This window comes from Rhodococcus sp. IEGM1339, from assembly GCF_050321925.1.
GTDB lineage: Bacteria > Actinomycetota > Actinomycetes > Mycobacteriales > Mycobacteriaceae > Rhodococcus > Rhodococcus pyridinivorans.
Genome location: NZ_JBNQFT010000011.1, coordinates 53027 through 74680 on the forward strand (window position 1 = coordinate 53027; position 21654 = coordinate 74680).

General features: G+C 69.8%; 2 protein-coding genes. Both read left to right on the plus strand.

The window, feature by feature from the left end; genetic code table 11:
• The first annotated feature begins 44 nt into the window (after positions 1-44).
• Complete coding sequence (locus ACQR3U_RS12795) at positions 45-398, plus strand: hypothetical protein (protein WP_006553525.1); 354 nt, start codon at positions 45-47, stop codon at positions 396-398.
• 282 nt (positions 399-680) lie between these two features.
• Complete coding sequence (locus ACQR3U_RS12800) at positions 681-21581, plus strand: non-ribosomal peptide synthase/polyketide synthase (protein WP_230811009.1); 20901 nt, start codon at positions 681-683, stop codon at positions 21579-21581.
• The last annotated feature ends 73 nt before the right edge of the window (positions 21582-21654 follow it).

Sequence of the window (21654 nt, forward strand, 5' to 3'; positions counted from 1 at the left end):
CACCTAACTGGACAGTCCCCGTCCCGAATGGTCGGATTGCGCCCATGGACATCGCCATCAAGATCTTCCTCATCCTGCACTTCATCGGCCTCGCGGGCATCATCGGTTCGTGGCTCGCGGTCATCAAGGAACCGCGCGTCGTCGCCGGCATGCTGCACGGCGCCATCCTGCAGGTCGTGACGGGTCTGGCCCTGGTCGGTCTGCGGGAGGCGCAGGACGTCGTCGAGGTGAACCACATGAAGATCGGCATCAAGCTGCTGGTCGCCCTCGCCGTGCTCGTCGTGGCGTTCATCGGCCTGAGGAAGGAGAAGCAGAATCCCGGCTCGACCGCGACCCTCGCCCATGTCGCCGGTGGTCTGGGCATTCTCAACGTGATCATCGCCGTGGCGTGGACGTGATCGTCCGCACTCGGGTGACAGCTGGTCGGCGCCGGGTGGGCACCCTGTAGATTGGGACCGATGCGTATGTCATGGGCTCCGGTGATGACCGGCGGGTAACCTGCTTCGGGCGCCTCGGCCGAAAGGCCGGGGATTCGTTGCTGCGTCCGGTCCTGCGGAGAGTCCTACCGCCCGGCCGCGCCGTAACGATTCCCACCTGGTCAGCAGATAAACCGAGAAGGTTGTGCGCTGCGCAAGCTGCCGCCGATGGGGGTTGCGCGACGGTGAGAGAGAGGTTGGGGATTGGACTCGCTGGGTAGCGGCGGATCGGAAGCGGCGAACGCGCAGGGCATCGTGCCGCCCGGGGCCTTTCCGCTCTCGCCGGCACAGCTGGGCATGTGGTTCGCTCAGCACGTCGATCCGACGGTGCCCGCCAACATCGCTCAGTACGTCGAACTCGAGGGCGACCTCGACCGCGACCTGCTGCGTGCCGCGAGTGTCCGCGCCGCCCACGAGATGGGATCGGGTTTCCTCCGGTTCATCGAGGTCGACGCCCAGCCCTACCAGCTCGTCGACCCCACTCTCGAAGAGTCCGTCGGGTACGAGGATCTTCGGGGCGAGCCCGATCCTCGCCAGGCCGCGCTCGATTGGATGCGCGACGACCGCAGCCGTCCCGTCGACGTCCTCCGCGACCGGCTGATCTCCGCGACGGTCCTGCGCATCGGTGACCGTCGTTACTTCTGGTACAACCGCGTCCACCATCTCGCGCTCGACGGTTTCGCCGCCGCGACCTTCATGACCCGCATCGCCGAGCTCTACACGGCGTCGGTCGACGGCGTCGAACCGTCCCCGAGCCTCGCGTCCGATCTGCGCAAGGTCCACGACGTCGAGATGGAGTACCGCGGATCGAAGCGGTTCGCCGACGACCGCGAGTACTGGGCGCAGCAGATCGAGGGCATCGAGGAACCCACGAGCCTCGCCGGCCGCACCGCGGCGCCCGCGCCGGTCAGCCGCATCGACAGCGCGGCGTTGTCGGATGAGACCGAACGTCGCGTCGAGCAGCTGTCAGAGCGGGAGAACACGAGTCTGGCGACCGCCGTCATCGCGGCGTTCGCGGCCTACGTCGCCCAGATGACCGGGCAGACCGACGTCGTCCTGAGCCTGCCCGTCGCGGCTCGCACGACCGCCCTGTTGCGCCGCTCCGGCAGCATGGTCTCGAACGTCGTCCCGCTCCGGCTGAGCGTGACCGACGAGACCACTGTGCACGACCTGATCGCGGCGTCCGGTGCTGCCGTCTCGGGCGCGCTGCGTCACCAGCGCTACCGGCACGAGGACATCGTCCGCGACCGCGCCGCGACCTCGGCGGGTGGAGCGCAGTCCACCTTCTTCGGACCGTGGGTCAACATCATGCTGTTCGACAACGAGGTCCGACTCGGCGACATGGTGGGACGGATCAACATCCTGTCCACCGGTCTGATCGAGGATCTCGGCGTCAACGTCTACACCAGCGGCGACAACACCCACATCGACTTCGAGTCGAACCCGAATCTCTACGGACCCGACCGGGCCGCCTCCGACCACGCGCGGTTCGTCGAGTTCTTCGACCGCTTCGTCGGTTCGGCCTCCGACCGGCCCGTCTGGGACATCCCGCTCGCCGGCGGCACCGAACTCGACCGGGTCGTCCGCGACTGGAACCGCACCGACCATCCCGTGCAGCGCCGCGACCTGCTCGCGGAGTTCCACGACCGGGTCGCGACCTCTCCCGAGGCGACCGCGCTGGTCTTCGAAGGCGAATCGCTGACCTACGCCGAATTCGCCGCGCGGGTGAACAGCCTTGCCCGGGCACTGGTCGATCTCGGTGTCGGCCCCGAGTCCCTCGTCGGACTGTCCATCCGACGCTCGCTCGAGCTCGTCGTCGGCATGTACGCGATCGTCGAGGCGGGTGGTGCCTGGGTGCCGATCGACCCCGACCACCCCGCCGATCGCACCGCCTACATCCTCGAGACCGCCCACCCCGCGGCGGTGCTCACCACGGCACGCGACGACGTGACGCTGCCCGAGGGCATCCCCACGATAGACGTCGACACCTTCGACCACGCGCGGTTCGGCACGACACCGCTCACCGACGCCGAACGACGCGGACCGATCCTGCCGGACACGACCGCCTACGTCATCTTCACCTCCGGTTCGACGGGCCGGCCGAAGGGCGTGGCCGTGAGCCACGTGGCGATCGACAACCAGATCCAGTGGATGAACGACCAGTACGGTCTGACCTCCACCGACGTGTACCTGCAGAAGACCGCGACGACCTTCGATGTGTCGCTGTGGGGCTTCTTCATGCCCCTGCGCGTCGGCGCGACCCTCGTGATCGCGACGCCCGACGGGCACCGCGACCCGGTCTACGTCGCGAACAAGATCGCCGAGCACGGCATCACGATCACCGACTTCGTGCCGTCGATGCTCACCGTCTTCGTCGCGAATGCGCCTGCCGGGACGTGTGATTCGCTGCGGCACGTCTTCGTCATCGGTGAGGCCCTGCCGTCCGAGACCGCCGCGGACTTCGCGCGCATGTGCCCGGCCGGGCTCCACAACCTGTACGGACCCACCGAAGCCGCGGTCTCCATCACCTACCACCGGGCCGCTCCCGGCGACGTGCACAGCGTCCCGATCGGCGTCCCGCAGTGGAACAGCCGCGCATACGTCCTCGACCGGCGGCTGCGGCCGGTGCCGGTGGGCCGACCCGGCGAGCTCTACCTCGCCGGCGTCCAGCTCGCGCGCGGATATCTCGACCGTCCCGACCTGACCTCCGACCGTTTCCTCGCCGACCCCTTCGGGGCGCCCGGCGAGCGGATGTACCGCACCGGCGACCTGGTGCGGTGGGAGACCGCCGCCGACGGCACGGGTCTGCTCGAATACATCGGCCGCACCGACTTCCAGGTCAAGTTCCGCGGCCAGCGCATCGAACTCGGCGAGATCGAAGCGGTGCTCCTCGCGCACTCCGCCGTCTCGCAGGCCGTCGTGCTCGTGGTGGGGACCCCCACCGGGGACCAGCTCGTGGGGTACGTCGTCGCGGCTCCCGGCCGCACCATCGACCCTTCCGATCTCGCCGATCATGCCGGCCGGTCGCTGCCGTCGTACATGGTTCCGGCGTCGCTCATGGTGCTCGACGCGCTGCCGCTCAACACGAGCGGCAAGCTCGACCGGAAGGCGCTGCCGGAGCCGGTCTTCAGCAGCACCCGCGTCTTCCGTGAGCCGCGCACCCCCGCCGAGCGTGCCGTCGCCGAAGCGTTCGGCGAGGTCCTCGGTGTCGAACGTGTCGGTCTCGACGACGACTTCTTCGAACTCGGCGGCAACTCCCTCGTCGCCACCCAGGTGGTCTCCCGCATCGGAGCCGCGCTCGACACCCAGGTGCCCGTGCGTGTGCTGTTCGAGGCGTCCACGGTCGTGGGTCTCGCGACCCGGCTCGCCAAGCAGATCGGTACCGGCGCGCGGTCCCCGCTCGTCGCCCGACCGCGACCCGACGTGCTGCCGTTGTCGACTGCGCAGCAACGGATCTGGTTCCTCAACCGCTTCGACGTCAGCACCGCCGCCTACAACCTTCCGTTCACGGTGCGGCTCACCGGCGCCGTCGATCCCGCAGCGGTGTCCGACGCCTTCGCCGACGTGGTGGCGCGGCACGAGAGCCTGCGGACCGTCTACCCCGAGGTGGACGGCGAGCCGCAGCAGACGATCCTTCCGGTCGAGCAGGTCGTCGTCCCGCTCGAGCCGATCGACGTCGACGAGCAGGACCTGCACGCGGCCGTCGTCGACCTCGCGAGCCGCGGTTTCGACGTCGTCCGCGACGTCCCCTTCCGGGTCGCGCTGTACCGGCTCGCCCCCGACGACTACGTCCTGGCCATGGTGCTGCACCACATCGCCGCCGACGGCTCCTCGTTCGGCCCCTTCGCCCGCGACGTGGTCACGGCCTACAGCGCCCGCGCCGAGGGGAACAAGCCGAGCTGGACGCCGCTTCCCGTCCAGTACGCCGACTACGCCGTTTGGCAGCGAGAGGCCCTCGGCGACGAGGCCGACCCGAATTCCGTTGCGGCGCAGCAGCTCGACTACTGGGTGAACGAGCTCGACGGTCTGCCCGACGAGCTCGACCTGCCCACCGACCGGACCCGGCCCGCCGTCTCCTCCTACAACGGCGACAAGCACCGCTTCGCGATCGACGCCGAGACCCACCGCGGTCTCGTCGACCTCGCCCGCAGGCAGCACGCGTCGCTGTTCATGATCGTCCACGCTGCCTACGCGGCGCTGCTGTCCCGCCTCAGCGGTTCCGACGACATCGCCATCGGTACCGCCGTGGCAGGTCGTGGGGAGAAGGATCTCGACGACCTGATCGGCATGTTCGTCAACACCCTCGTCCTGCGCACCAGGGTCGATCCCGGCGTTTCGTTCGAGGACTACCTCGCCGGCGTCCGGGAGACCGACCTGACGGCGTTCTCGAACGCAGACGTCCCCTTCGAGCGTCTCGTCGAGGTGCTCAACCCGCCGCGCTCGACCGCGCGGCACCCGCTGTTCCAGGCCGCGCTGTCCCTCGAACCGGGCACCGCGCGCGACGTCTCGTTCGCGGGAGTCCACGCCGTCGGCGCCGAACTGGACGTGCCGATCTCGAAGTTCGACATCCAGCTGTGGGTGACCGAGAAGACCGGTGACGACGGCGAACCCGCCGGCCTCGACGCCCTGTTCGAGTACGCCACCGACCTGTTCGACGCCGCGACGGTCGCCGTCTTCGCCGAACGCTTCGCGCGGATTCTCGCCGGGATCGTCGCCGATGCGTCGACCTGCGTGGGCGACCTGGCGATCCTCTCGCCCGGGGAGGCCGAACGCCTGCTCACGGCGACGGGGCCCGAGCCTGCCGAGGCCCGCACCCTGGCGGAACTGCTGACCACCGGCGCCGTCGACCATCCCGACCGCGTCGCCCTCCGCGACCGCGACACCGTCCTGACCTACCGCGAACTCGACACGTGGTCGAACCGCATCGCCCGGCGGCTCGTCGAGCGCGGTGCCCGGCCCGACGGCATCGTCGCGCTGGCCTTCCCACGGTCGTGGGAGATGGTGCTCGCCGTGTGGTCGGTCGCCAAGACCGGCGCCGCCTACACGCCCGTCGACCCGGAGTACCCGGCCGAACGCGTCACCCACATGCTCGACGACTCGTCGGCCGTCTTCGGTCTGACGACGGGGGAGTACGCCACCGGTCTGTCCTCGGCCACCGAGTGGATCCGACTCGACGACCCCGAGTTCGTCGACGCGTGCGCGTCCTACCCGGACGGCCCGCTCACCGACGCCGACCGCGCTGCGCCGCTGCGCCTCGACCACACCGCTTACGTCATCTACACCTCCGGTTCGACGGGCAAGCCCAAGGGCGTCGCCGTCACCCACCGCGGCCTCGCCGGTCTCGTCCGCGAGACCGTCGAACTGTACGGCGTGACAGAGGAATCGAAGCTCCTGCACATCTGCTCGCCGAGCTTCGACCCGACGGTCCTCGACTGGACGCTGGCCGGGTCCACCGGCGCCGAACTCGTCGTGACACCGCCGTCCGTCTACGGCGGCGCCGAACTGCGCGCGCTCATCGAACGCACCGGCGTCACCCACACCGTCATCACCCCGGCGGTGCTCGGTTCCGTCGACCCGAGCGGACTCGACGCCCTGCGCGTCGTGAACGTCGGTGGCGACGTGTCCACGGCCGACCTCGTCTCCCGCTGGGCGCCCGGCCGCAACTTCTACAACGCCTACGGGCCGACCGAGACCACGATCGTCTCGACGCGCGCTCTGCTCGAACCGTCCGGGCCGATCACCATCGGACGGCCCGTGGCGGGCGTGCACGCCCTGGTCCTCGACAGCCGGCTCCGCCCGGTCCCCGCCGGTGTCGCGGGTGAGCTCTATCTCGCGGGCGACGTGCTCGCCCGCGGTTACCATCGGCGTCCGGCGCTCACCGCCGACCGGTTCGTGGCGAACCCGTTCGGCGCGAACGGAACCCGGATGTACCGCACCGGCGACATCGTGCGCTGGGACGAGCAGGGCCGCATCGAGTTCGCCGGACGCGCCGACTTCCAGGTCAAGGTCCGCGGCTACCGCATCGAACTCGGGGAGATCGACGCCGCACTGCTGACCCACCCCTCGGTCGCCTTCGCGACCACCGTCGGACACGAGATGCCGTCGGGGCAGACCGCGCTCGTCGCGTACGTGCACGGGGACGAGCAGATCGATCCTGCCGAACTCGCCGATCACGTCGGCCGCTCGCTACCGTCGTACATGGTGCCGTCGCAGATCGTCGTGCTCGACGAGGTGCCGCTCAACCCGGTCGGCAAACTCGACCGCCGTGCCCTGCCCGAGCCCGATCTCGGCATCAGCTACCGCGAGTTCCGTGCCCCGACCACTCCCATCGAGGAGACGGTCGCGAACGTCTTCGCCGAGGTACTCGGCGTCCAGGGCGTGGGTCTCGACGACGACTTCTTCGAACTCGGCGGCAACTCGCTGCTCGCCACGCAGGTCGTCTCCCGGCTCGGTGTCGCCCTCGACGCGCAGGTGCCGGTTCGGGCGCTGTTCGAATCCAGTTCGGTGGCGGCCCTGGCGGTGCGCGTCGAGCAGGAGGCAGGTCGCGGAGCGCGCATCGCCCTGACGAAGATGCCGCGGCCCGAACGTGTTCCGCTGTCGCTCGCGCAGCAGCGCATGTGGTTCCTCAACCGCTTCGATCCGCGGTCGTCCACCTACAACCTCCCGATGGCGCTGCGCCTGACCGGCGAACTGGACGTCGCCGCACTGCAGGTGTCGATCATGGACGTCATCGATCGGCACGAGTCGTTGCGCACCGTCTTCCCCGACTCGCCGAACGGACCGCACCAGGTCGTCCGTGCCGCGGCGGAGGTCGTGCCGGATCTGACCCCGACCCGGATCACCCCCGACGAGCTGTCCGCGTCCGTGCGGCGCCTGGTCTTCACCGGACTGGACGTGACGTCGGACGTGCCGATCCGCGCCGAACTGTTCGAACTCGGCGACCAGGAACACGTGCTCGCGCTCGTCGTGCACCACATCTCGGCCGACGGCTGGTCCACCGGCCCCATGGCGCGCGACATCATGGTCGCCTACACTGCCCGCACCGAATGGGAGGAGCCCTCGTGGGCACCCCTGCCGGTGCAGTACGCCGACTACACGCTGTGGCAGCGGCAGGTACTCGGATCCGAGGACGATCCGCAGTCGCTGATCTCCCGGCAGCTCGACTACTGGCGTCGCACCCTCGCCGGTGCGCCCGACCAGCTCGATCTGCCCGCCGACCGTCCGCGGCCGGCCGTGCAGTCGTACTCCGGTGCGACCGTGGACTTCCCGATCGATCCGGAACTGCACCGCGAGCTCGTGGCGCTGGCACGTACCCGCAACGCATCGCTGTTCATGGTGGTGCACGCGGCCCTGAGCGTGTTGCTCGCGAGGATGTCCGGTCAGGACGACATCGCGATCGGCACCCCGGTCGCGGGTCGCGGCGAGCAGGCGCTCGACGACCTGATCGGCATGTTCGTCAACACCCTCGTGCTGCGCACGGATGTCGATTCGGGCAGGCCGTTCACCGCGCATCTCGCACGGGCACGCGATGCGGCGCTCGGCGCCTTCGGCCACGCCGACGTGCCGTTCGAGCGGCTCGTCGAGGTGCTCAACCCGACCCGCTCCACCGCCCGGCACCCGCTGTTCCAGGTGATGCTCTCGTTCGAGAACCTGCGCGCCGCGCACGTCGAACTGCGTGGCCTGACCCTCGACGTGCTCGACATCGACACGGCGGTCGCCAGGTTCGACCTGCAGCTCACCCTCACCGAGGACTTCGCGGAGGACGGCACGCCGAACGGTCTCGGAGCGGCGTTCACCTATGCGACCGACCTGTTCGATCACGCGACGGTGCGCGGATTCGCCGATCGCTTCGTCCGCATCCTCGAGGCCGTGGTGCGCGAACCCGAGGTCGTCGTCGGCGACATCGACCTGCTCGACGCCGACGAGCGACTCGCGGTCCTCGAATCGTGGAACGACACCGCGCACGAGCTGGAACCGGCCACTCTCGTCGACCTGTTCGACGCCCGGGTGGCGACGGATCCCGACGCCGCGGCCGTGGCCTTCGAGGGCGAGCAGCTGACCTACGCGGACTTCGACGCGCGAGTGAACCGCCTTGCCCGCCATCTGATCTCGCAGGGTGTCGGACCGGAGTCGACCGTCGGACTCGCGGTGCGGCGATCCCTCGACCTCCTCGTCGGCATGTACGCGATCGTCAAGGCCGGCGGCGCCTACCTGCCGCTCGACCCCGATCAGCCCGCCGACCGCAACGCGTACATCCTCGACACGGCGGCGCCGGTCGCGGTGCTGACCACCACCCGCGACGCCTTCGGGTCGACCGCGGCCGCGCACACGATCGAGATCGACACGCTCGATGTGTCCGACCTGCCGTCCGGCCCGATCACCGATGCCGATCGCATCGCCACGCTCACGCCGGCGAACACCGCCTACGTCATCTTCACGTCCGGTTCGACGGGACGGCCCAAGGGTGTCGCGGTGCCGCACGGTGCAATCGTCAACCGCCTGCTGTGGATGCAGGACGAGTACGGCCTCGGTCGCGACGACGTAGTCCTGCAGAAGACGCCGTTCACCTTCGACGTGTCGGTGTGGGAGTTCTTCTGGCCCCTGCAGATCGGTGCGCGACTCGAGATCGCACTTCCCGACGGTCATCGGGACCCGGCCTATCTCGCCCGGGTCATGGCCGACCGCGGCGTCACGGTCGCGCACTTCGTGCCGTCCATGCTCGCGGTCTTCGTCGCCGAGAACGCCGCGGCCTCGGCCTCATCGTTGCGGATGGTCTTCGCCTCGGGCGAGGCGCTGCCCGCATCGGTCGCCGCACGCCTGCGGTCGATCCTGCCGGGCGCTCGCCTGCACAACCTGTACGGCCCCACCGAGGCGGCCGTCGACGTGACCTACCACGAGGTCACCGCAGCCGACGCGGTGTCGGTGCCGATCGGCGTCCCGGTCTGGAACACCGGCGTCCACGTCCTCGACGGCCGACTGCATCCGGTGCCGGTCGGTGTCGCGGGTGAGCTCTACCTGTCGGGTGTCCAGCTGGCGCGCGGTTACGTGGCGCGGCCGGATCTGACGGCGGAACGCTTCGTCGCCTCGCCGTACGGGGCGGGGGAGAGGCTCTACCGCACGGGCGATCTCGTGCGGTGGGTCGCCCGGGAGACCTCCGACGCACGCACGGCGCGTGCCGAACTCGAATACATCGGCCGTACCGACTTCCAGGTCAAGCTGCGCGGTCTGCGCATCGAACTCGGCGAGATCGAGACGGCTCTGCTCGCGCTCGGCGACGTCGATCAGGCCGTCGTGCTCGTGCGCTCGGACGCCCACTCCGGTGAGCACCTCGTCGCCTATCTCGTCGCCGCCGACGGCCGGTCGCTCGACACCACCTCCGTCTCGCGTCGTCTCGCCGGCTCGCTGCCGGCCTACATGGTGCCGTCGGTCTACGTCGTGCTCGACGAGTTCCCGCTCGGATCGTCGGGCAAGCTCGACCGCAAGGCCCTGCCGGCCCCGATCTTCGAGGTCAAGGAGTTCCGCGCCCCGACGACCCCGGTCGAACAGATCGTCGCGTCGGTCTTCGCCGACGTCCTCGGACTCGAACGCGTCGGTCTCGACGACGACTTCTTCGCGCTCGGCGGCAACTCGCTGATCGCAACACAGGCCGTCTCCCGCATCGGCGAATCCCTCGGTGGCCGAGTGGCATTGCGCGCGATCTTCGAGGCGTCCACCGTCGAGGCCCTCGCCGCCGCCGTCGAGGCCGACTCGTCGGGTGCGGCCCGCACACCGCTCGTCGCCGGGCGCCGCCCCGAACGGGTTCCGCTGTCGCTCGCGCAGCAACGCATGTGGTTCCTCAACCGCTTCGACCCGGAGTCCGCGGTCAACAACATCCCGGTGGCCGTGCACCTGTCCGGTGCGCTCGACGTCGCTGCGCTCGGGACCGCGCTGCGCGACGTCGTCGCACGGCACGAATCGCTCCGCACCGTCTACCCCGACGTCGACGGCTACGGCTACCAGAAGGTGCTGCCGGTCTCGGAGGTGCCGGTCGAGTTGGCCGTCACCCGCATCGACGCAGACCGCCTGCCTGCCGAACTGCGGGCACTCGCGGCGACCACCTTCGACGTCGTGCGCGACGTGCCGATGGTGGTTCGGCTGTTCGAGACCGGACCCGACTCGCACGTGCTCGTCGCGGTCCTGCACCACATCGCCGCCGACGGTTTCTCGATGGTGCCGCTGACCCGCGACATCATGATCGCCTACGCGGCCCGGGCGCAGGGCGAGGCTCCGGCCTGGACCCCGCTCGAGATCCAGTACGCCGACTTCACCCTCTGGCAGCGCGAAGTGCTCGGCGCGGAAGACGATCCGGAGTCGGTGCTGGCCCGCCAGATCGGCTACTGGACCGAAACCCTCGCCGACCTGCCGGAGAGCCTCGGCCTGCCCACGGACCGGCCGCGTCCGGCGGTCGCGTCGTACCGCGGTGCCGTCACCCGGCTGACGATCGATCCCGACCTGCGCGCCGCGGTGGAACGTCTCGCGCAGCAGCGGCGCACGACCGAATTCATGGTCGTGCACGCGGTGCTCGCGACGCTGCTCGCGCGTCTGAGCTCATCCGACGACATCGCGATCGGCACGCCGATCGCCGGGCGCGGCGAACGCTCCCTCGACGACCTGATCGGCATGTTCGTCAACACCCTCGTCCTGCGGACCCGGGTGGACGTCACCGCCACCTTCGACGAGTTGCTGGCCCACGTCCGCGAGGTCGACCTCGGCGCGTTCGCCCACGCCGAGATCCCGTTCGAGCGTCTCGTCGACGTCCTCGCCCCGGTCCGCACCCAGGCGCACAACCCCCTGTTCCAGGTGATGCTGGCCTTCCAGAATCTCGGACAGGTGTCGCTGCAGCTGCCGGAACTTTCGGTGACGAACGTGCCCCTCGACAACGGACTGTCCAAGTTCGACCTCGTCATGACGGTCCTCGACGCCGACACCGAAGGCGCATCGTCCGACGGGTGGGTCGTCGAACTCTCCTACGCGACCGACCTGTTCGACGCCGAGACGATCGACGTCCTCGGTGAGCGGTTCGTCCGTCTGCTCGCCGCCGCGACGGAGACTCCCGGCACCGGGATCGACGAACTGCCGCTGCTCACCGCCGGCGAACGCGACGCCGTCGACGCCGCCGCGCACGGTGCTCGCACCGATCTCGGCACGACCGCGACCCTGCCCGCGCTGCTCGATGCGCAGGTCGAGCGCACGCCCGATGTCCTCGCCGTCGTGCCCGGCACCGACGCGGTCGGGACGCCGCTGACCTACCGCGAGTTCGGGGAGCGGGTCAACGCGTTCGCACGCCATCTCGTCGAGTCGGGCGTCGGCCCGGAGACCCGGGTGGGTGTGGCGATCGGCCGGTCCGTCGACATGCTCGTCGCCGTCCACGCGGTGATCGCCGCCGGCGGCGCCTACGTGCCGCTCGACCTCGAACAGCCCGCCGACCGCATCGCGTACGTCCTCGAATCTTCCGCTCCCTCACTGGTTCTCGTCGCATCCTGGGACGAGTTCCGGGACCGGACAGGTTTCGGGGACATCCCGATCGTCGAGATCGACGCCGTCGACCTCTCCGGCCGCGACGGCTCGCCCGTCCGCGACGACGAGCGGATCCGTCCGTTGCGGGCCGAGCACCTCGCCTACGTCCTGTACACCTCCGGTTCCACCGGCCGCCCCAAGGGCGTCGCCGTGCCGCACGGCGCGGTGGTCAACCAGTTGTCGTGGATGCAGGACGAATTCGCCCTCTCCGCCGACGATCGTGTGCTCCTCAAGACGCCGGTCACCTTCGACGCATCGGTCTGGGAGCTCTTCCTGCCGCTGCACGCCGGCGCACGCACGGTCGTCGCGTCGCCGGGCCTGCACCGCGAACCCGCCGGAATGGCCGCCGAGATCGCCCGGGCCGGCATCACCGTCGTCCAGTTCGTGCCGACCGTCTTCGACGCGGTGCTCGAGCACCTGGGGGAGGAGGCCGCGGCCTCGCTCACCCACGTCTTCTGCGGTGGCGAGAGTCTCTCCGGCGAGAGCACCGCCCGCTTCCGCAAGCTCGGCGCAGCACCGGTGCACAACCTCTACGGTCCCACCGAGACCACCATCCAGACGATGCACCGCACCGCCGAACCCGACGACCACCCCGCGGTGCCGATCGGCTCGCCGGTGTGGAACACCGCCGCCCGCGTCCTCGACGCGCGGCTGCGGCCCGTCCCGGTGGGCGTCGCCGGAGAGCTGTACCTGTCCGGTGCGCAGCTCGCCCGCGCCTACCACGGTCGGCCGGACCTGACCGCGGAACGCTTCGTCGCCGACCCGTTCTCCACCTCCGGTGGTCGGCTGTACCGCACCGGCGACCTGGTGCGGTGGGTGCGCACCGCCGGCGGCGACCGCCTCGAACTCGACTACATCGGCCGCACCGATCAGCAGGTCAAGCTTCGCGGTCTGAGGATCGAACTCGGCGAGATCGACACCGCACTCACCTCGCAGCCCGCGATCGGTCGTGCCGTGACGGTGGTGCGCGAGGATCCCCGATCCGGACCGCAGCTCGTCTCGTACGTCGTGCCGATCGCCGGCGCCGACATCGACCCGGCGGACGTGAAGACCGCGCTGCTCTCGCGACTGCCGTCGTACATGGTGCCCGCGGCGATCGTCGTGCTCGACTCGCTGCCGCTCAACACGAGCGGCAAGGTCGACCGTCGCGCGCTGCCCGCACCGACCTTCGAGGTGCAGGAGTTCATGCCGCCGCGCACGCCGGTCGAGGAGATCGTCGCGGGTGTCTTCGCGCAGGTGCTCGGTGTCCCGCGCGTCGGCCGTACCGACGACTTCTTCGCGCTCGGTGGGAACTCGCTCGTGGCGACGCAGGTGGTCGCCCGTCTCGGCGACGCCCTCGATACGACCGTCCCCGTCCGTGCCCTGTTCGACGCCCCCACCGTCGAGGCCCTCGCGGTCCGCGTCGAACAGTTCGGGGGAGCCGGGTCGCGGCCCGCCCTCGAACGGCGCGAGCGTCCGGAGCGGATCCCGCTGTCGCCCGCGCAGCAGCGCATGTGGTTCCTCAACCGCTTCGATCCGGCCTCCGCGGCGAACAACATCCCCGTCGGTGTTCGCCTCACCGGGGACCTCGACGTCGACGCGCTGCGCACCGCGCTCGGCGACGTCGTCGAGCGGCACGAGTCGCTGCGGACGGTCTACCCGGACATCGACGGCGTCGGCCACCAGTCGGTGCAGCCGCCCTACACGGTGGAGCTGCCCGTCGAGCGGGTCGCCGAGAGCAGCCTGTTCGAGCGGGCGGAGCAGCTCACCTCGGCCGGCTTCGACGTCACGAGCGAGGTGCCGCTGCGGGTCGTGCTGTTCTCGCTCGGCGGGCGTGAGCACGTGCTGTTCCTCGTGGTCCACCACATCGCGTCCGACGGCTTCTCGCTGCGGCCGCTCGCGCGCGACATCATGGTCGCCTACGCGAACCGTTCGCGCGGGGAGGCTCCGAACTGGGCGCCGCTCGAGGTGCAGTACGCCGATTACGCGTTGTGGCAGCGCGACGTCCTCGGCTCCGAGGACGATCCGCGTTCGGTGCTCTCGCGCCAGGTGGAGTACTGGACCGCGCAGCTGGCGGACCTTCCCGACCAGCTTGACCTGCCGTCGGATCGTGCTCGCCCCGAGGTCGCGTCGAACACCGGACGCACCAGCCGGTTCCGTATCGAACCCGAGCTGCACTCGGCGCTGGAAAACCTTGCCCGGGAGCGGAACACGTCCCTGTTCATGGTCGTGCACGCGGCGCTGGCGGTGCTGCTGGCGCGACTGTCCGACAGCGAGGACATCGCGATCGGCACCCCGATCGCGGGTCGCGGCGCGGCCGCCCTCGACGACCTCGTCGGCATGTTCGTCAACACGCTCGTGCTGCGTGTCGGTGTGCGCAACGACATCCGGTTCCAGGACCTCCTCGCCGAGGTGCGCGACACCGACCTCGACGCCTTCGCGAACGCCGACGTCCCGTTCGAGCGGCTCGTGGAGATCCTCGACCCGCAGCGCTCGCAGGCGCGTCACCCGCTGTTCCAGGTGGCCCTGACCTTCCAGAACACCGGCCGGGTCGAGTTCGACCTCGACGGCGTCACCGCCGCGGCGGTCGACTACGAGGCGCCCACCGCCAAGTTCGACCTGCAGTTCACCTTCGCCGAGACCGTCGGCGAGGACGGTTCGGCGGCCGGTATGGACTTCGCCGTCACCTACGCGACCGATCTGTTCGACGACCTGCGGGTCGCGGCCTTCGCGGAGCAGCTGCTGCGCATCCTGCGCGGAGTGGCCGAGGATCCGGCCGCGGTGGTCGGCGACATCGAGATCGTCGACGACTTCGAACGCGAACTGGTCGTCTCGCGCTGGAATTCGCTGGGCGACGATGTCGCACCGGCCGGCACGACACTCGTCGACATGTTCGAGGCGCGCGTCGCCGAACGCGGCGACGCCGTCGCGGTGCGGTTCGGCGACGAGCAGTTGTCCTACCGCGAACTCGGTGCGCGGGTGCACCGCCTGGCACGTCATCTCATCGATGTCGGTGCCGGACCGGAGGATCTGGTCGCGGTCGCGATGCCGCGCTCGCTCGATCTGATCGTGGCGCTGCTCGCGGTGCTCGAGGCCGGTGCCGGTTACCTGCCGATCGACCCGAACTCGCCGGCCGACCGGATCGAGTTCCTGGTCTCGGATGCCACGCCGGTCGCGGTCGTGACCACTTCGGACGTCGAGGTCGCGTTCCCGGCCTCGGTGCCGGTCGTCGAGATCGACCGTCTGGATCTGTCGGAGGTCGACGACGCACCGATCCTCGACGCGGAGCGTCGTGCCCCGCTGACGTCGACGAACCTCGCGTACGTGATCTACACGTCGGGATCGACCGGACGCCCGAAGGGTGTGCTGATCCCGCACCGCAACGTGGTGCGGCTGATGGTCAACACCGAATCGGTGTACGGCTTCGACTCGTCGGACGTGTGGACGATGTTCCACAGCTACGCCTTCGACTTCTCGGTGTGGGAGCTGTGGGGACCTCTGCTCTACGGCGGAACCCTCGTGGTGGTCGACTACTTCACGTCGCGTTCGCCGGAGGCCTTCCGCGAGTTGCTGATCCGCGAGCGGGTCACCGTGCTCAACCAGACCCCGTCGGCGTTCTACCAGCTCGTCGAGGCCGACCGGGTGGTGGCCGACGAGGCACAGCTGTCGCTGAGGTACGTGATCTTCGGTGGCGAGGCACTCGAACCACGGCGTCTGGCCGGATGGTTCGAACGTCACGGCGATGCGGGGCGAGCGCAGCGACGGGGGATCGGCACAGCTCCTCGCCTGGTGAACATGTACGGCATCACCGAGACCACCGTGCACGTGTCGTACCGGGAGATCGGTGCCGACCTGGCGCAGAGTGCGTCCGCGAGCGTGGTCGGTGTCCCGATCGCGGGTCTGCGGGTGTACGTGCTCGACCGGCGGCTCAAGCCGGTGCCGGTGGGTGTGGCCGGCGAAATGTATGTCGGCGGCGGCCAGTTGGCGCGTGGATACCTGCGCCGTCCGGAGCTGTCGGCGGCACGTTTCGTCGCCGATCCGTTCTCGTCCGACGGTGCGCTGCTGTACCGGACGGGCGATGTCGCACGCTGGGTCGTCTCGGGCGATCTCGAATATCTCGGACGCGCCGACGACCAGGTGAAGATCCGCGGTTTCCGCATCGAGCTCGGTGAGGTGGAGTCTGCGGTGCTCGCGCAGGACGAGGTCGCCCACGCGGCGGTCATCGTGCGCGAGGACACCCCGGGAGCAGCCCGGATCGTCGCCTATGTGGTTCCGCACGAAGGCATGTCGATCGACACCGAAGCGCTGCGCAGCGGTGTCGCCGTGGTCCTGCCGGAGTACATGGTGCCCTCGGCGTTCGTGGTGATCGACGCGATCCCGCTGACGGTCAACGGCAAGCTCGACCGCCGGGCGCTGCCCGAGCCGGTGTTCGAGACGCGTGGTTTCCGCGCGCCGAGCACCCCGATCGAGGAGATCGTGGCGGGCGTGTTCGCCGACGTCCTCGGTGTCGACCGCATCGGCGCCGACGACGATTTCTTCGCACTCGGTGGCAACTCGCTGATCGCGACGCAGGTCGTCGCCCGACTCGGTGCCGCGCTCGATGCGCAGGTGCCGGTGCGGACGTTGTTCGAGGCGTCCACCGTCGCGGAACTCGCGACACGGGTCGAGCAGGAGTCCGGTCGCGGCGCTCGGGTGCCGCTCGCGGCGCGGACACGGCCGGAGTCGATCCCGCTGTCTCCCGCACAGCATCGGATGTGGTTCCTCAACCGGTTCGATCCCGACTCGACGGCCTACAACATCCCGTTCGCGTTGCGGATGACGGGCGCACTGGACGTCGACGCGTTGCGTGCCGCCGTCACCGACCTCGTCGCACGGCACGAGTCCCTGCGCACCGTCTATCCCGAGACCGAATCCGGTCCGGTGCAGCGCATCCTGCCTGCCTCGCAGGTCCGGCCGGAGCTCGAACCGGTGGACGTCACCGCCGCCGATCTCGAGCCGCGGATGCGGGAGATCGCCGCGGCCGGCTTCGACGTCACCGTCGACGTGCCGGTACGGATGCATCTGCTCCGCGTCGCCGACGACGATCACGTCCTCGTCACCGTGGTCCACCACATCAGCGCCGACGGCTCGTCGATGGTGCCGCTGGTCCGCGATGTGATGACGGCCTACGCCGCCCGGTCCGCGAACAGTGATCCGGCGTGGGCGCCGCTCGCGGTGCAGTACGCCGACTTCGCGTTGTGGCAGCGGGAGGTCCTCGGCTCCGAGGACGATCCGGAGTCCACCGCCGCCGAGCAGCTCGGCTACTGGCGCATCGCGCTCGCCGACCTGCCCGACCAGCTCGACCTGCCGCTCGACCGTCCGCGGCCGGCGCAGCAGAGCTTCCGCGGCGACCGCGTGGAGTTCACCATCGGTGCCGATCTCCACCGTGAGCTGCGGGATCTGGCGCGCAACCGGAACGCGACCCTGTTCATGGCCGTGCACGCGGCCTTCGCGGCGCTGCTCGCGCGCCTGTCCGGTTCGACGGACATCGCGGTGGGCACCCCCATCGCGGGCCGCACCGAGCAGGCCACCGAGGACATCATCGGCATGTTCGTCAACACGCTGGTGCTCCGGCTGGAGGTGGACGGTGGTGCGTCCTTCGACGAATTGCTGTCCGCAGCACGGGAAACCGATCTGCAGGCCTTCGCGCACGCGGACGTGCCGTTCGAGCGTCTCGTGGAGGTCCTGAACCCGGCCCGCTCGACGGCCCGGCATCCGCTGTTCCAGGTCGGCTTCTCGTTCCAGAACCAGAGCCGCTCCGAACTCGCCCTGCCCGGGCTCGACATCGAACCGGTCGATCTCGAAGGTGGCACCGCCCAGTTCGACATGCACCTGATCGTCGCCGACAGCTACGGAGACGACGGCGCGCCGAAGGGCATCGACGCGATCCTCACCTACGCGACGGATCTGTTCGACCGCGAGACCGCGGAGGCCGTCGCGGCCCGTTTCGAGCAGCTGCTCGAAGCGCTCGTCGAGTCGCCGGCACTGCCCGTCGGTGATCACGCGTTGCTCCTGCCGCAGGAGCGCGACACGGTGCTCGGCGCGTGGAACGACACCGCGCACGGAACCGACCCCGGCGCGACCCTCGTCGGTCTGTTCGACGAGCAGGTCGCCGCACACCGCGACGACGTCGCGATCGTGTACGAGGGCCGGCGGTGGACCTACGGCGAGTTCGACTCGTCCGTCAACCGTCTCGCCCGGCACCTGCTCGGTCTCGGTGTGGGGCCGGAGGATCGGGTCGCGCTCGCGATCCGTCGTTCACCCGAGCTGCTCGTGGGCATGTACGCGATCGCGAAGACCGGCGCTGCCTACGTGCCGGTCGACCCGGACCAGCCCGCCGAGCGCAACACCTACATCCTCGACACGGCCGCTCCCGTCGCGATCGTGACGACGAGCGGCGACCGGGTCGAGCACGGCACGGCGCCGGTCGTCGAACTCGACGGCCTCGACCTCGCCGGGCTCTCCGACGATCCGATCACCGACGACGACCGGTCGGCTCCGCTGCGGCCGGGCAACACGGCGTACGTGATCTTCACGTCGGGTTCGACCGGCCGCCCCAAGGGCGTCGCGGTCTCCCACGCCGCGATTGTCAACCAGTTGTTGTGGAAGCGTGAGTATTTCGGTATCGGGGCCGACGACGCGGTGCTGCTCAAGACCGTCGCGACGTTCGACCTGTCGGTGTGGGAGTTCTGGTCGGCGCTCACCTCCGGCGCCCGCCTGGTGATCGCCACCGCCGACGGACACCGCGATCCCGACTATCTGCTCGCGTTGTTGCGCGACGAGCAGGTGACCACGCTGCACACCGTTCCGTCCATGCTGTCGATGCTGATGACGGTCGCGGCCGGTCCGGTGGCGCCGTCGCTGCGGCGGATCCTCGCGATCGGTGAGGCGCTGCCCGCGGCGGTGGCCCAGCAGTTCCGCGCGGACAACACCGCGACGCTGTACAACCTCTACGGACCGACCGAGGCCGCGGTCTCGGTGACCGTCCACGAGGTCGACGATGCCGACCGGACCGTCGTCCCGATCGGTGTGCCAGAGTGGAACACCGCCGTCTACGTCCTCGACGACCGGCTGCGGCCGGTGGCGCCGGGTGTCGCCGGCGAGCTGTACCTCGCGGGTGCCCAGCTCGCGCGGGGCTACCACGACCGTCCCGACCTCACCGCGGACCGGTTCGTCGCCGACCCGTACGGACGCGGACGTATGTACCGCACGGGCGACATCGGCCGGTGGAACCGTGCCGGTCGCCTCGAATACCTCGACCGGGCCGACTTCCAGGTCAAGGTTCGCGGTTACCGCATCGAACTCGGCGAGGTCGAGACCGTCCTGCGCGAGCTGCCCGACGTGAAGGATGTCGCTGTCCTGGTGCGCAGCACCGCCCACCTCGGCGACCGTCTCGTCGCCTACGTCGTGCCGGCCACCGACGCGTTCGACTCCGGTGCGACACGGACGGCGCTCGCGGAGCGACTGCCGTCGTACATGGTGCCGTCGGCCTTCGTCGAACTCGAGGCGCTGCCGCTGAACACCAACGGCAAGCTCGACCGGCGGGCCCTGCCCGACCCCGAACTCGACGCGGGGCAGTTCCGCGCCCCGACCGATCCCGTCGAGGAGATCGTGGCCGCGACCGTCGCCGAACTGCTCGGCGTCGAGCGGGCCGGCCTCGACGACGATTTCTTCGAACTCGGCGGCAACTCGCTGCTCGCGACGCAGCTCGCCGCCCGGCTCGGTGCCGCACTCGACACCCGCGTGCCGGTCCGGACCGTCTTCGAGTCGTCCACGGTGGTCGCGCTCGCCGCCCGCCTCCGGCCGTCGGTGGGCGAGGGTGCCCGTCCGGCGCTCACGACCGTCCCGCGTCCCGAGCAGGTGCCGCTGTCGCTCGCACAGCAGCGCATGTGGACCCTGAACCGGGTCGATCCGGAATCGGGTGTCTACAACATCCCCGTCGCCGTGCGCCTGACCGGTGCGCTCGACGTGGACGCCCTGCGCGCCGCGGTCGCCGACCTGTTCGCACGACACGAGGTGCTGCGCACCGTCTACCCGGACAGCGGTGACGGTCCGGTGCAGGTCGTGCTGCCGGTCGCGCAGGCCGTGCCCGAGCTCACCCCGGTGGACGTGACCACCGACGAACTCGTCGACCGTCTCACCGAGATCCTCGGCAGCGGATTCGACGTGACGGCATCGGTCCCGCCGGTGCGGGTCGCGTTGTTGCGTCTCGACGCCGCCGAACACGTCCTCGCGGTCGTCGCGCACCACATCAGTGCCGACGGGTACTCGATGCGCCCGCTCGTGCGCGACGTCATGACCGCCTATCTCGCGCATGCCGCGGGGGAGACCCCGGGCTGGGCGCCGCTCGAGGTCCAGTACGCCGACTACACGCTGTGGCAGCAGAGCGTTCTCGGTTCCGAGGACGATCCCGAGAGCGAGCTGTCGCGTCAGCTCGACTACTGGGCCGACGAACTCTCCGGTGTCCCGGAGGTTCTCGCCCTGCCCACGGATCGTCCGCGCCCCGCCCGCCAGTCGACCGTCGGTGAGTCGTTCACCTTCACGATCGGTGAGGAACTCGCGCAGCGGATCGAGAAGACCGCCCGCGAGCACAACGCGACGGTCTTCATGACGATGCACGCCGCCTTCGCGGTGCTGCTCGCCCGCCTGTCGGGCAGCGAGGACATCGCGGTGGGCACGCCGACCGCCGGTCGTGGTGAGGAAGCGCTCGACGACCTCGTCGGCATGTTCGTCAACACCCTCGTGCTCCGCACCCGGGTGGCCGGCTCGGCGACCTTCGCGGAGCTGCTCGCTCAGGCCAAGGAGAAGGATCTCGCGGCGTTCGGCAACGCCGATGTGCCGTTCGAGCGGGTCGTCGAACGTCTCGGTGTGCGGCGCAACAGCGCGTACACCCCGCTGTTCCAGGCGATGCTCACCTTCCAGAACATCGACACCGGCACCTTCGCCCTGCCGGGGCTCGAGGTGGCCGCGCTCGAGACGGGAGCCGACCAGGCGAAGTTCGACCTCCAGTGCACGGTGGTCGAACGGTTCTCCGAGTCGGGAGCGCTGACCGCACTCGATGTGACCTTCACCTACGCCACGGCACTGTTCGACGCCGCGACGGTCGAGACCTTCGGCGACCGCTTCGTCCGGATCCTCGAGACCGTCAGCGCCGACCCGCAGGTCGTCCTCCGTTCGATCGACATCCGCACGGATGCCGAGCGGGCGCGGGCGGCCCGGCCGAAGAAGGCACGCACCGTCGCCGATCTGCCGGCACTCGTGGCGGCAGCGGCTGCCGTGGCCCCGGACACCGTCGCCTTCCGGCACGGTGAGCGCGAAGTCACACTCGGCGAGTTCGCACAGCGTCTGGACACCATGGCCACCACGACCGGCGGTGCGCTCACCGCAGAAGCACTCGTGTCGGTGGTTTTGAACGGGCTCGTACCGGGGATGCTGCCCCAACTCGGCGCCGACGGTCTCGCACAGTTGGTGCGCGATGTGATCGCCGTCGCGGTAGGCGTCGATGCCGACGCGGTGGGAGACGCGGATTAGTCCTGTGTCGGTCACTTCGGGATAATGGAAGATCGGCTGTCGTTCGACTGCCCGGCCAGTACGGTGCCGGGTG